Source organism: Kitasatospora sp. NPDC032150 (assembly GCF_055579945.1).
Genome location: NZ_JBVIMH010000063.1, coordinates 1 through 15,233, shown reverse-complemented (window position 1 = coordinate 15,233; position 15,233 = coordinate 1). Strand labels below are relative to the sequence as shown.

The following is a 15,233-nucleotide window of genomic DNA, read 5'->3' as shown; positions in this document are numbered from 1 at the left end:
CAGCTGCACGTCCGTGGCGTGAGGGTGGACTGGCAGGCCGTGTTCGCGGGCACCGGCGCGCAGCGCGTCGACCTGCCCACCTACGCCTTCCAGCGCGAGGCGTACTGGATCGACCGCACCGCGCCGATGGTCACCGACGCCCGCGCGATCGGTCTCGGCTCGGCTGACCACCCGCTGCTGGGCGCCGCCGTCGCCCTCGCCGATGGTGACGGCTTCTTCTTCTCCGGCCGGCTCTCCCTGCAGACCCACCCCTGGCTCGCCGACCACGCCGTCGCCGGCACCGTGCTGCTTCCGGGCACCGCCTTCGTCGAACTGGCCGTCCGGGCGGGCGACCACGTCGGCTGCGATCGGCTGGCGGAGCTGACCCTGGAGGCGCCGCTGGTACTGCCCGAACACGGCGGCGTACAGGTGCAGTTGTGGGTCGGGCGGCCCGAGGCCTCGGGCGCTCGCCAGCTGACCGTCTACTCCCGCCCGGAGGACGCCGACGACGCGGAGCCGTGGACCCGCCACGCCGACGGTCTGCTCTCCTCCTCGCGCGGCGCCGTCCGCAGCGAACACACCACCGACTTCGACCCCGCCCTCTGGCCGCCGGCCGGCGCCCGGCCGGTCGAGCTGTCCGGCTTCTACGAGGGCCTGGAAGCCGCCGACTTCGGCTACGGTCCCACCTTCCGGGGTCTCGGCGCGGCCTGGCTACGCGGTGACGAGATCTTCGCCGAGGTCGCGCTGCCGGAGGAGGCGGCCGCCACCGCGCCCGCCTTCGGCCTGCACCCGGCGCTGCTCGACGCGGCCCTGCACGCCACCGCGCTGGGCGGTTCGACCGGCGAGAGCCAGGGACGACTCCCGTTCTCCTGGAGCGGTGTCGCGCTGCACGCCGTCGGCGCCGCCACACTGCGGGTGCGCATCGTGCCCGCCGGCCTGGAGTCCGTCTCGCTGACCGCGTTCGACGCCTCGGGCGCGCCGGTCTGCACGGTGGAGAACCTGATGCTCCGCCCGGTGGCCGCCGACCACCTCCAGAACACCGGCAGTCGGGCGGCCGCGCCCAAGGACTCGCTGTTCGGTGTGGAGTGGACGGCCGTTCCGCTGCCCGAGTCCGCCGACAGCGCCGCCGAGCGGCACACCGTGGTGGGCGTCGACCGGCTCGGGCTGGCCGTCGCCATGCTCGTCGCGGGCCACGCCGTCGACACGCCGCAGGACCTGGGCGCCCTGGCGGCGCGCCTCGATGCCGACGGCCAGGCCCCCGCCACCGTGTTCCTCCCGCTCGGCTTCGGTGGCGGCGCCGAGCAGTCGGCCGCCGACGTCCGGGCCGCCGTGCGCAAGGCGCTCGACCTCGTACAGGTCTGGCTGGCCCAGGAGGCATTCGACGGTTCCCGCCTGGTGGTGGTCACGCGTGGTGCGGTGGCGACCGGTGGCGAGGAGACGGTGTCGGATCTGGCATCGGCCGCCGTGTGGGGTCTGCTGGGTTCGGCGCAGTCGGAGAACCCGGGCCGGATCGTGCTGGTGGACCTGGAGGAGGACGCTGCCTCGCTCGGCCTGCTGTCGGCTGCCGTTGAGAGCGGTGAGCCGCAGTTGGCGCTGCGTGCGGGTGCGGCTTTCGCGCCGCGTCTGGCGCGGGTCCCGGCGGTTGCCGAGGTCGAGCCGCTGGTGCTGGACCCGGAGGGTACGGTGCTGGTGACGGGTGCGACGGGCACGTTGGGTGCGCTGTTCGCCCGGCACCTGGTGGCGGAGTACGGCGCGCGTAGGCTGCTGCTGGTCTCGCGGCGCGGGGCTCAGGCCGAGGGCGCGGCGGAACTCGCCGACTCCCTACGGGAGTTGGGTGCGGAGCCGGTCTTCGCCGCCTGTGACGTCGCGGACCGTGACGCGCTGGCCGCCCTGCTCGCCGAACACCGCCTGACCGCAGTCGTGCACACCGCCGGTGTCCTGGATGACGGCGTGATCTCCTCGCTCACCCCCGAGCGCATCGACACCGTGCTGCGCCCGAAGGTGGACGCGGCCTGGAACCTGCACGAACTGACGAAGCATCAGGACCTGTCCGCGTTCGTGCTGTTCTCCTCCGCCGCCGGTCTGTTCGGCGCGGCCGGTCAGGGCAACTACGCCGCCGCGAACAGCTTCCTGGACGCGCTCGCCCAGCAGCGCCGTACGGCCGGTCTCCCGGCGACCTCGCTTGCCTGGGGTCTGTGGGCCGGCGGCATGGCCGGCACCCTCGACGAGGCCGATGTGCAACGGATGGTGCGCGGCGGCGTGGCCCCGCTCACCGCCGAACTCGGCCTCGCCCTGTTCGACGCGGCCCTCGTGCAGGACGCGGCCGTCGCCGTACCGATCCGCCTGGACCAGGCCGGACTGCGCGTCCAGGCCAGGACCGGCCAACTGCCCGCCATCCTCACCGGACTGGTCCGCACCCCGAACCGCCGTGCGGCCGAGGCCGGAACCTCCGCGGAGGGTGCCTCGCTGCTGGCCCGCCTGCTCGGCCTGACCGAGGACGACCAGCAGCGCGCGCTGCTGGAGCTGGTCCGCACCCAGGTCGCCCTCGTCCTCGGTCACGCCGGCCCGCACTCGGTCGAGCCGGGGAAGGCGTTCCGGGAGATCGGCTTCGATTCGCTGACCTCGGTCGAGCTGCGCAACCGCCTGAACGCCGCGACCGGCGTCCGGCTCCCGGCCACCGTGGTCTTCGACTACCCGACCCCCACCGCGCTCGCCGACTACCTGCTCACCGAGGCGCTGGGGCTGCGCGAGGCGGCTGCCGAGGTGGCGCCGGTCCTGGCGAGCCGCGCCGACGACCCGATAGCGATCGTCGGCATGGCCTGCCGCTACCCGGGCGGGGTGCGCTCGCCCGAGGACCTCTGGCGCATGATCAGCTCCGGTGTGGACGGCATCTCGCCCTTCCCCACCGACCGTGGCTGGGACGTCGAGAACCTCTACCACCCGGACCCCGACCACCCCGGCACCTCCTACACCGCCGAGGGCGGGTTCCTGCACAACGCGAGCGAGTTCGACCCGGCGTTCTTCGGTATCTCACCGCGTGAGGCGCTCGCGATGGACCCGCAGCAGCGGCTGCTGCTGGAGACCTCCTGGGAGGCGTTCGAGCGGGCGGGCATCGACCCGGAGACCGTCCGGGGCAGCCGGACCGGTGTCTTCGCCGGTGTGATGTACCACGACTACATCTCCCGCCTCCCCGCCATCCCGCCGGGCGTCGAGGGCTACCTCGGCACCGGCAGCGCCGGAAGCATCGCGTCCGGCCGAGTGTCCTACGTCCTGGGTCTCGAGGGCCCGGCCGTCACCGTGGACACCGCTTGCTCGTCCTCGCTGGTCGCGCTGCACTGGGCGATCCAGGCCCTGCGCGCGGGTGAGTGCTCGCTGGCGCTGGCCGGTGGTGTCACCGTGATGTCCACGCCGGACACCTTCGTGGACTTCAGCCGCCAGCGCGGACTGGCCGCCGACGGCCGCTGCAAGTCCTTCTCCGACGACGCCGACGGCACCGGCTGGGCCGAGGGCGCGGGCATGCTGCTGGTCGAGCGGCTCTCCGACGCCCGGCGCAACGGGCACCCGGTGCTCGGCATCGTGCGCGGCTCCGCGATCAACCAGGACGGTGCCTCGAACGGTCTGACCGCGCCCAACGGTCCGTCCCAGCAGCGGGTGATCCGCCAGGCGCTGGCCTCCGCCGGACTGAGGGGCGACGAGGTCGACCTGGTCGAGGCACACGGCACCGGTACGACGCTGGGCGACCCGATCGAGGCGCAGGCGCTGCTGGCCACCTACGGCCAGGAGCACTCGGACGACCGTCCGCTGTGGCTGGGTTCGGTGAAGTCGAACCTCGGCCACACCCAGGCGGCCGCCGGTGTCGCCGGGATCATCAAGGTGATCATGGCGATGCGGCACGGAGTGCTGCCGCAGACTCTGCACGTCGGTCAGCCGTCCACCCATGTGGACTGGACGGCGGGTGCGGTGGAACTGCTGACGGAGACCCGGCCGTGGCCGGAGAACGGCCGTCCGCGCCGCGCGGGCGTGTCCTCCTTCGGTATCAGCGGCACCAACGCGCACACCATCATCGAGCAGCCGCCGGCGTTCGATGCCGTACCGTCCGAGTCGCTGTCCGCGCCGCTGCCGCTGGTGCTGTCGGGCCGGACGCCCGAAGCGCTGCGGGACCAGGCCGGACGTCTGCTGGAGCACCTGGAGGAACGGGCCGAGCTGTCGCTGGTCGATATCGGCTTCTCGCTGGCGGCCACGCGCTCGGTGTTCGAGCATCGGGCGGTGCTGGTGGGGTCGGGGCGGGACGAGCTCTGCGCGGGTCTGGAGGCGCTGTCGCGGGGTGGGTCTGCGGTGCGGTCGGTGGTCGGCGTGGCTGGTACGGCTGGTCGGACGGCGTTCCTGTTCGCGGGGCAGGGGAGCCAGCGGGTCGGGATGGGCGCCGAGTTGTACGAGGCGTTCCCGGTGTTCGCGGATGCGCTGGACGAGGTGTTCGCGCACCTGGACCAGTACCTGGACCGTCCGTTGCGTGAGGTGGTGTTCGGCGGGGAGGAGTTGGACCAGACCGGGTACACGCAGCCGGCGTTGTTCGCGGTTGAGGTGGCGCTGTTCCGGTTGGTGGAGTCGTGGGGTGTGCGGCCGGAGTTCCTGGCTGGGCATTCGATCGGTGAGCTGGCTGCCGCGCATGTGGCGGGTGTGTTGTCGCTGGCGGATGCGGCCAAGCTGGTGGCGGCTCGTGGTCGTCTGATGCAGGCGCTGCCTTCGGGTGGTGCGATGGTGGCGGTGCAGGCGTCCGAGGGTGAGGTGCTGCCGTTCGTCACGGATGAGTTGGGCATAGCGGCCGTCAACGGGCCGACGTCCGTGGTGATTTCGGGCGCCGAGGCGGCTGTGTCGGCGGTTGCGGGGAAGCTGGCGGCTCAGGGGCGGAAGACCAAGTGGCTCACCGTCAGTCACGCGTTCCACTCGCCGTTGATGGAGCCGATGCTGGCGGAGTTCCGCACCGTCGTCGAGGGGCTGACCTACGGCGAGCCGCGCATTCCGATCGTCTCCACCCTGACCGGCTCGATCACGGACGAGCTGTGCACTGCCGAGTACTGGGTGCGGCACGTCCGTGAGGCGGTCCGCTTCTGCGATGCGGTGCGGGTTCTGGAGCGTGAAGGCGTCCGTGCTTTCCTGGAGTTGGGCCCGGACGGGACGCTTTCCGCGATGGGGCAGGAGTGCGTGAGCGAGGAGGCGGTGTTCACGCCGGTCCTGCGCCGCGACCGTGCGGAGGCGGAGAGCTTCACCACCGGCCTGGCCCAGCTGCACGTCCGTGGCGTGAGGGTGGACTGGCAGGCCGTGTTCGCGGGCACCGGCGCGCAGCGCGTCGACCTGCCCACCTACGCCTTCCAGTACGAGCGCTACTGGTTGGAGGCTCCGCCCGTCCTGGTGGGCGACGCGGCAGCGGCCCAGCTCGGCCTCGACCTCGCGGAGCACCCGCTCCTAGGGGCCTTCGTCGCACTGGCGGACGCGGACGGTGTCCTGTTCACCGGACGACTGTCCCTGGAGGCGCACCCGTGGCTGGCCGACCACGCCGTCGGCGACACGGTGCTGCTGCCCGGAACCGCCTTCGTGGAACTGGCGGTTCGCGCGGGAGACCAGGTGGGCTGCGGTCGCGTCGAGGAGCTGACGCTGGAAGCGCCGCTGCTCCTGCCCGCGAAGGGCGGTACGCAGGTCCAGGTTTCGGTGGGCGAGCCCGACTCCGCGGGCCGCCGTCCGGTCTCCATGTTCTCGCGCGTCGAGGACGCGCCGTTGGACGAGCCGTGGACGCGTCATGCGACGGGTCTGCTGGCGGAGAGCGGTGCGGCGGAGTCCTTCGATCTGGTGGAGTGGCCGCCGGCGGGTGCGGAGCCCGTGCCGGTCGATGGGCTGTACGAGGGGTTCGCGGCGGCCGGGTTCGGCTACGGTCCGGTGTTCCAGGGGCTGCGGGCGGCCTGGCGGCGCGATGGTGAGGTGTTCGCCGAGATCGCGTTGCCGGAGGATGTGCGCGACACCGGGGCTGCGTTCGGTCTGCACCCGGCGTTGCTGGACGCGGCGCTGCACGGGGTGGCGCTGGGTGGTCTGGTGGAGGACACCGGGCAGGGCCGGCTGCCGTTCGCGTGGTCGGGGGTGTCGCTGTTCGCGGCGGGTGCCTCCGAGCTGCGGGTGCGGTTGGCGCGGGCCGGCGAGGATGCGGTGTCGCTGGCGGTTGCGGATGGTACGGGTGCGCCGGTCGCTTCGGTGGAGTCGCTGGTGCTGCGGCCGTTCGCGGCTGAGCAGTTGGCGGGTGCGGGCGGCGGGCACGAGTCGTTGTTCCGGCCGGAGTGGGTCGGTGTGGTTCTGCCGTCGGTCGAGGCGTCGGATGTGGTGACGGTGCTCGGCGCGGACGATCTCGGGCTGGAGGACGTCGAGCAGTTCGGGAACCTGGCCGAGCTGCGGGCGGCGGTCTCGGCCGGTCTGTCGGTGCCGGGGACGATCGTGGTCCCCGTGCTGCCGGAGGCCGACGGCGACGTGGCCGCGGTGACGCACGCCGCAGTGCACGATGCGCTGGCCCTGGTGCAGGAGTGGCTGGCGGAGGATCTGCTGGCGGACACCCGCCTGGTGGTGGTCACGCGCGGTGCGGTGGCGACCAGTGACACTGATGTACTGGACCTGCCCTCGGCCGCTGTGTGGGGTCTGCTGGGTTCGGCGCAGTCGGAGAACCCGGGTCGGATCGTGCTGGTCGACCTGGACGAGGAACCGGCCTCACTGCGCGCCCTGCCGAACGCCGTCGAGAGCGGTGAGCCGCAGCTGGCGCTGCGTGCGGGCAAGGCTTTCACGCCGCGTCTGGCGCGGGTCCCGGCGGTTGCCGAGGTCGAGCCGCTGGTGCTGGACCCGGAGGGCACGGTGCTGGTGACGGGCGCGACGGGCACGTTGGGTGCGCTGTTCGCCCGGCACCTGGTCGCGGAGTACGGCGCGCGTAGGCTGCTGCTGGTCTCGCGGCGCGGGGCTCAGGCCGAGGGCGCCGAAGAACTCGCAGACGCTCTCCGCGAGTTGGGTGCGGAGCCGGTCTTCGCCGCCTGCGACGTCGCGGACCGTGACGCGCTGGCCGCCCTGCTCGCCGAACACCGCCTGACCGCAGTCGTGCACACCGCCGGTGTCCTGGACGACGGCGTGATCTCCTCGCTCACCCCCGAGCGCATCGACACCGTGCTGCGCCCGAAGGTGGACGCGGCCTGGAACCTGCACGAACTGACGAAGCACCAGGACCTCTCCGCGTTCGTGCTGTTCTCCTCCGCCGCCGGTCTGTTCGGCGCGGCCGGTCAGGGCAACTACGCCGCCGCGAACAGCTTCCTGGACGCGCTCGCCCAGCAGCGCCGTACGGCCGGTCTCCCGGCGACCTCGCTCGCCTGGGGCCTGTGGGCCGAAGACGGCGGCATGGCCGCCGCCCTGGTCCGGTCCGATGTCGAGCGGATGGCACGCGGTGGTGTCGCCGCGCTGACCGCCGAGGACGGCCTGCTGCTGTTCGACGCCGCAGTCGGCTCCACCGACCCCCTGCTGGTACCCATCCAGCTCGAATTCGCTGCTCTGCGCGCCCAGGCCGCCCGGGGCATGCTGCCGCCGCTGCTGCGCGGCCTGGTACGGACTCCGATGCGCCGCGCGGCCGAGGCCGGTAGCGGCACCGGGCACGGCGGTGCCGGCGGCTCGGCGCTCACCCGGCGACTGGCGTCCCTGTCCGAGGCCGAGCGAGAGGCCGCCCTGCTCGACCTCGTGTGCTCGGAGGTGGCGACCGTCCTCGGCTACCCGAGTGCGGCCTCCGTCGACGCCGAGCGGGCGTTCAAGGAGCTCGGCTTCGACTCCCTCACCGCCGTCGAACTGCGCAACCGCCTCAACACGGTGACCGGGCTTCGGCTGTCGGCGACCCTGGTGTTCGACTACCCGACCCCGGCCGCTCTCGCGGAGCTGCTCCGCGGCGAGCTCCTGGGCACGCTGCCGTCCGCCGACCTCCCGGTGGCGGTCACCGCCGTCACGGACGACGACCCGATCGCGATCGTCGGCATGGCCTGCCGCTACCCGGGCGGCGTCCAGAGCCCCGAGGACCTCTGGGGTCTGGTCGCCGGCGGACGGGACGCGGTCTCCTTCTTCCCCGAGAACCGTGGCTGGGACGTCGAGAACCTCTACCACCCGGACCCGGACCACCAGGGCACCTCGTACGCCCGTGAGGGCGGTTTCCTGCACGACGCAGGCCTCTTCGACCCGGGCTTCTTCGGGATCTCGCCGCGCGAGGCGATGTCGATGGACCCGCAGCAGCGGCTGCTGCTGGAGACCTCGTGGGAGGCGTTCGAGCGGGCGGGTATCGATCCGGCGACCCTGCGCGGCAGCCGGACCGGCGTGTTCGTCGGTGTGATGTACAACGACTACGGCATGCTGCTCCAGCAGTCGGCGGAGGGCGCCGAGGGCCACGTCGGCACCGGCACCTCGGGGAGCATCGCCTCCGGCCGGGTGTCCTACACCCTGGGCCTGGAGGGCCCGGCGGTGACCATCGACACCGCCTGCTCCTCCTCGCTGGTGGCCCTGCACCTGGCCTGCCAGTCGCTGCGCCAGGGTGAGTCCACGCTGGCGCTGGCCGGCGGTGTCACTGTGATGCTGACTCCCAGCACCTTCGTGGAGTTCAGCCGCCAGCGCGGTCTGGCCGAGGACGGCCGCTGCAAGGCGTTCTCGGACGACGCGGACGGCACCGGCTGGGGCGAGGGCGTCGGCATGGTGCTGGTGGAGCGGCTCTCCGACGCCCGCCGCAACGGCCACCCGGTACTCGGCATCGTGCGCGGCAGCGCCGTCAACCAGGACGGCGCCTCCAACGGCCTCACCGCCCCCAACGGCCCGTCCCAGCAGCGCGTCATCCGCCAGGCCCTGGCCAATGCAGGACTGACGGCCAGTCAGGTCGACGCGGTCGAGGCGCACGGTACGGGTACCCGGCTCGGTGACCCGATCGAGGCGCAGGCGCTGCTGGCCACCTACGGCCAGGAGCACTCGGACGACCGTCCGCTGTGGCTGGGTTCGGTGAAGTCCAACCTGGGGCACACCCAGGCGGCTGCGGGTGCGGCGGGTGTGATCAAGATGGTGATGGCGATGCGGCACGGTGTGCTGCCGCAGTCGCTGCACGTGGGTGAGCCGTCCTCGCACGTGGACTGGTCGGCGGGCGCGGTCTCGCTGCTGACCGAGACCACGGACTGGCCGGAGACCGGCGAACCCCGCCGCTCGGCGGTGTCCTCGTTCGGTTTCAGCGGCACCAACGCCCATATCGTCCTGGAGCAGGCCCCGGTTGCCGACACGGCCGCGGCTGCCGAGCCGAACGGCCCCTCGGTAACCCCGTGGGCGCTGTCCGGCCGGACGCCCGAGGCACTGCGCGGACAGGCCGAGCGGCTGCTGGCCCGGCTGGACGCCGAGCCCGACATGTCGTCGGTCGACGTCGGTTTCTCGCTGGTGAGCGCGCGTGGTTCCTTCGAGCACCGTGCCGTGCTGCTGGGTTCGGACCGCGAAGAGCTGCGGGCCGGACTGGAGGCACTGGTGCGCGGTGAGGCGGCGGCGCGGACGGTGGTCGGCGCCACGGGTACGGCCGGCCGGGTGGCGTTCCTGTTCACGGGGCAGGGCAGCCAGCGGGCCGGTATGGGAGCCGAGTTGTACGAGGCGTTCCCGCCTTTCGCGGATGCGCTGGACGAGGTGTTCGCGCACCTGGACCAGTACCTGGACCGTCCGCTGCGCGAGGTGGTGTTCGGCGGCGAGGAGTTGGACCAGACCGGGTACACCCAGCCCGCGCTGTTCGCGATCGAGGTGGCGCTGTTCCGCCTGGTGGAGTCGTGGGGTGTGCGGCCGGACTTCCTGGCCGGGCACTCGATCGGTGAGATCGCCGCCGCGCACGTCGCCGGGGTGCTCTCGCTCGGGGACGCCGCCAAGCTGGTGGCGGCTCGTGGTCGCCTGATGCAGGCGCTGCCGGCCGGTGGTGCGATGGTGGCGGTGCAGGCGTCCGAGGACGAGGTCCTGCCGTTCCTCACCGAGGAGTTGGGGATCGCGGCGGTCAACGGTCCGACCTCGGTGGTGATCTCGGGTGTCGAGCAGGCCGTGCTGGAGGTCGCGGAGAAGCTGGCCGCGGACGGTCGCAAGACCAAGCAGCTGACGGTGAGCCACGCGTTCCACTCGCCGCTGATGGAGCCGATGCTCGCCGAGTTCCGTGAGGTCGCCGAGGGTCTGACCTTCGCCGAACCGCGCATCCCGATCGTCTCCACCCTCACCGGCTCGGTCACGGACGAGATCCGCACCGCCGACTACTGGGTGCGCCACGTCCGCGAGGCCGTCCGCTTCCACGACGCGGTCCGGACCCTGGAGCGCGAGGCCGTCCGCACGTACCTCGAACTGGGGCCCGACAGCACCCTCTCCGCGATGGGGCAGGGGTGCGTGAGTGAGGACGCGGCGTTCGCGCCCACCCTGCGCCGGGGCCGCTCGGAGACCCGGACCTTCACCAGCGCGCTCGCCCAGCTGCACGTCCGTGGCGTGAAGCTGGACTGGCAGGCCGTGTTCGCAGGAACCGGCGCCCAGCGCGTCGACCTGCCGACCTACGCCTTCCAGCAGGAGAACTACTGGCCGCGAGTCCGTTCCGGCCTGGTGGGGGACGTGGCGTCCGCCGGTCTGGGGACGGCCGATCACCCGCTGCTCGGCGCGAGCGTCGCACTCGCCGACGCGGACGGCCACCTCTTCACCGGACGGCTGTCGCTGGACTCCCACCCGTGGCTGGCCGACCACGCCGTGGCCGGCACGGTGCTGCTACCCGGAACCGCCTTCGTCGAGCTGGCGGTCCGAGCGGGCGACCAGGTGGGCTGCAGCCGCGTCGAGGAGCTGACGCTGGAGGCGCCGCTGATCCTGCCGGCCAAGGGGGCGGTCCAGGTCCAGGTCTCGGTGGGCACTTCGGACGCCTCCGGCCGGCGTGCCGTCAGCCTGCACTCCAGGGCCGAGGACGCGCCGCTGAACGAGCCGTGGACGCGTCACGCGACGGGTCTGCTGGCGGAGGGCGGTGCCGCGGAGTCCTTCGAACTCGTGGAGTGGCCGCCGGCGGGCGCGGAGCCCGTACCGGTCGATGGGCTGTACGAGGGGTTCGCGGCGGCCGGGTTCGGCTACGGCCCGGTGTTCCAGGGGCTGCGGGCGGCCTGGCGGCGCGACGGCGAGCTGTTCGCCGAGGTCGCGCTGCCGGAGGAGAGCCGGGGCGAGGCGGATCTGTTCGGTCTGCACCCGGCGTTGCTGGACTCCGCGCTGCACGCGGTGGGACTCGGCGGTCTGGTGGAGGACACCGGGCAGGGCCGGCTGCCGTTCGCGTGGTCGGGGGTGTCGCTGTTCGCGGCGGGTGCGTCGGAGCTGCGGGTGCGGTTGGCGCGGGCCGGCGAGGATGCGGTGTCGCTGGCGGTCGCGGATGGTACGGGTGTGCCGGTCGGGTCGGTGGAGTCGCTGGTGCTGCGGCCGTTCGCGGCCGAGCAGTTGGCGGGTGCGGGCGGCGAGGAATCGCTGTTCCGGACCGAGTGGACCGCCGCCGCCCTGCCGTCCGCTGCCACCCTCGCCGGTGCGGTGGTCCTGGACGCGGACGACGCTCTCGGCCTCACCGGCGTCGAGCGGTTCGCCGACCTGGACGCACTGGTGGCCGCCGGAGCGCCAGGTATCCAGACAATCATCCTTCCCGTCCGGCCGCAGGCGGACCCGGAGATGGCGACCGCCACCCACACCGCCGTGCACGGTGCGCTCGCGCTGGTGCAGCAGTGGCTGGCTGAGGATGCCGTCGCGGACACCCGCCTGGTGGTGCTCACCCGTGGTGCGGTGGCGACCGTTGGCACGGAAGCGCCGGACCTGCCCTCGGCCGCTGTGTGGGGTCTGCTGGGTTCGGCGCAGTCGGAGAACCCGGGCCGGATCGTGCTGGTCGACCTGGACGAGGAACCGGCCTCACTGCGCGCCCTGCCGAACGCCGTCGAGAGCGGTGAGCCGCAGCTGGCGCTGCGTGCGGGCAAGGCTTTCACGCCGCGTCTGGCGCGGGTCCCGGCGGTTGCCGAGGTCGAGCCGCTGGTGCTGGACCCGGAGGGCACGGTGCTGGTGACGGGTGCGACGGGCACGTTGGGTGCGCTGTTCGCCCGGCACCTGGTCGCGGAGTACGGCGCGCGTAGGCTGCTGCTGGTCTCGCGGCGCGGGGCTCAGGCCGAGGGCGCCGAAGAACTCGCAGACGCTCTCCGCGAGTTGGGTGCGGAGCCGGTCTTCGCCGCCTGCGACGTCGCGGACCGTGACGCGCTGGCCGCCCTGCTCGCCGAACACCGCCTGACCGCAGTCGTGCACACCGCCGGTGTCCTGGACGACGGTGTGATCTCCTCGCTCACCCCCGAGCGCATCGACACCGTGCTGCGCCCGAAGGTGGACGCGGCCTGGAACCTGCACGAACTGGCGAAGCATCAGGACCTCTCCGCGTTCGTGCTGTTCTCCTCCGCCGCCGGCGTGTTCGGCAATGCGGGTCAGGGCAACTACGCCGCCGCGAACAGCTTCCTGGACGCGCTCGCTCAGCAGCGCCGTACGGCCGGTCTCCCGGCGACCTCGCTCGCCTGGGGTCTGTGGGCCGAAGGCGGCGGCATGGCAGGCGAGTTGGACGCGGCGGACGTCAAGCGGATGGCGCGGGGTGGCATCGCCGCGCTGACCGCCGAGGACGGCCTGCGCCTGTTCGACACCTCGCTGAGTTCGGCCGACCCGGTCCTGGTCCCGATCCGGCTCGACCTCGCCGGTCTGCGCGGACAGGCCGAGGCCGGCATGCTGCCCCCGCTGCTGCGCGGCCTGGTCCGGGTCACCGCACGCCGCTCGGCCGCGGCGGGCGCAGACGCGACCGGTCCGTCGCTCGCGCAGCGGCTGTTGGGTGTGCCGGAGGCCGATCGCGAGGCGGTCCTGCGGGAGGTGGTGTGCTCCCAGGTCGCGGATGTCCTCGGATATCCGGGCCCGGACGCGGTGGACGCCGAGCGGGCGTTCAAGGACCTCGGTTTCGACTCCCTCACCGCCGTCGAACTGCGCAACCGCCTGGGTGCGGTGACCGGTCTGCGGCTGCCGGCGACCCTGGTCTTCGACTACCCGACCCCGGCCGCCCTGGTCGCACTGCTCCATGCGGAGACCGTCCCCGACCCGGCTGCCGCACTCGTGCCGCTGCTGGCCGAGCTGGACCGGCTGGAAGCCGCTCTGCTGGAGACCGCGCCCGACGACGAGGGGCACCTCCGGGTCGCCAACCGCCTGCAGTCCCTGCTCGCGAAATGGAACGACCAGCAGACCCCGGCCGAGGACACCGCCGTGGCCGAGGAGCTCGAAGAGGCCAGCGATGACGACCTCTTCGACTTCATCGGCAAGGAGTTCGGTATCTCCTGACCCCAGCCCGACTTGCCTGATCGCCCGATCACCCGATTCTTCTGCAACATCCCGAGAGGTGACCTGACATGCCGGCTGAGATGGCGGCTGAGGAAAAGCTTCGGTACTTCCTCAAGCGAGTGACGGCGGATCTCCACGAGACCCGTCGCCGACTCAAGGAGATGGAGGACAGCGAGCACGAGCCGATCGCGATCGTCGGCATGGCGTGCCGCTTGCCGGGCGGTGTCTCCTCGCCCGAGGACCTGTGGCGACTGGTCTCCACCGGCAGCGACGCGGTGTCGTTCTTCCCGGAGGACCGTGGCTGGGACGTCGAGAACCTCTACCACCCGGACCCGGACCACCCGGGCACCTCGTACACCCGTGAGGGCGGTTTCCTGCACGACGCGGGAGCGTTCGATCCGGGCTTCTTCGGGATCTCGCCGCGTGAGGCGATGTCGATGGACCCGCAGCAGCGGCTGCTGCTGGAGACCTCGTGGGAGGCGTTCGAGCGGGCGGGTATCGATCCGGCGACCCTGCGCGGCAGCCGGACCGGCGTGTTCGTGGGCGTGATGTACAACGACTACGGCATGCTGCTCCAGCAGTCGGTCGAGGGCGCCGAGGGCCAGATCGGCACCGGCACCTCGGGGAGCATCGCCTCCGGCCGGGTGTCCTACACCCTGGGCCTGGAGGGCCCGGCGGTGACCATCGACACCGCCTGCTCCTCCTCGCTGGTGGCCCTGCACCTGGCCTGCCAGTCGCTGCGCCAGGGTGAGTCCACGCTGGCGCTGGCCGGCGGTGTGACCGTGATGCTGACGCCCGGCACCTTCGTGGAGTTCAGCCGTCAGCGTGGTCTGGCGGCGGACGGGCGCTGCAAGGCGTTCTCGGACGACGCGGACGGCACCGGCTGGGGTGAGGGCGTCGGCATGGTGCTGGTGGAGCGGCTCTCCGATGCCCAGCGCAACGGACACCCGATCCTCGGCATCGTCCGCGGCTCCGCCGTCAACCAGGACGGCGCCTCCAACGGCCTCACCGCCCCCAACGGCCCGTCCCAGCAGCGGGTGATCAAGCAGGCGCTGGCCAGCGCAGCCCTGACGAGTGACCAGGTCGACGTGGTCGAGGCCCATGGCACCGGTACGACCCTGGGCGACCCGATCGAGGCGCAGGCGTTGCTGGCCACCTACGGTCAGGGCCGGCCGGCGGAACGGCCGTTGTGGCTGGGTTCGGTGAAGTCCAACATCGGCCACACCCAGGCGGCTGCGGGTGCGGCGGGTGTGATCAAGATGGTGATGGCGATGCGGCACGGTGTGCTGCCGCAGTCGCTGCACGTGGGTGAGCCGTCCTCGCACGTGGACTGGTCGGCGGGCGCGGTTTCGCTGCTGAGCGAGGCGCAGCCGTGGCCGGAGACCGGCGAACCCCGCCGCTCGGCGGTGTCCTCGTTCGGCTTCAGCGGTACCAACGCCCACATCATCCTGGAGCAGGCGCCCGAGGCCCCGGCGCCGGAGGAGGGTGACACGGCGGATGCGCCGACCCGCCCGGCGGTGTGCTCGGCCGTCCCGTGGCTGCTCTCGGGCAGGACGGCCGACGCCCTGCGCGGACAGGCCGGACGACTGATCGCACAGCTCGACGCCCAGCCGGAGACCAGTGCCGTAGACCTCGGGTTCTCACTGGCCGCCACCCGCTCGGCCTTCGAGTACCGGGCGGTGCTGGTCGGCGGTGACCTCTCGGAACTCCGGCCCACCCTGGAGGCGTTGGCTTCCGGTGAGCCGGGTGCGGGTCTGGTGCAGGGCGCTGTGGGGTCTGCGGGGAAGGTGGCGTTCGTCTTCCCGGGTCAGGGTTCGCAGTGGGCTGCGATGGCGGTGGAACTCCTGGAG

At 72.6% G+C, this 15,233-nt stretch carries 2 protein-coding genes; both read left to right on the top strand.

Going from position 1 to position 15,233, the window contains the following annotated elements; genetic code table 11:
- Nucleotides 1–13,383 (top strand): SDR family NAD(P)-dependent oxidoreductase (locus ACZ5ON_RS34775; RefSeq protein ID WP_465601275.1); only part of this gene is annotated, 13,383 nt, incomplete at its 5' end.
- 80 nt (nt 13,384–13,463) lie between these two features.
- A partial coding sequence (locus tag ACZ5ON_RS34770) for a type I polyketide synthase (protein ID WP_465601272.1) occupies nt 13,464–15,233 on the top strand: 1,770 nt, incomplete at its 3' end.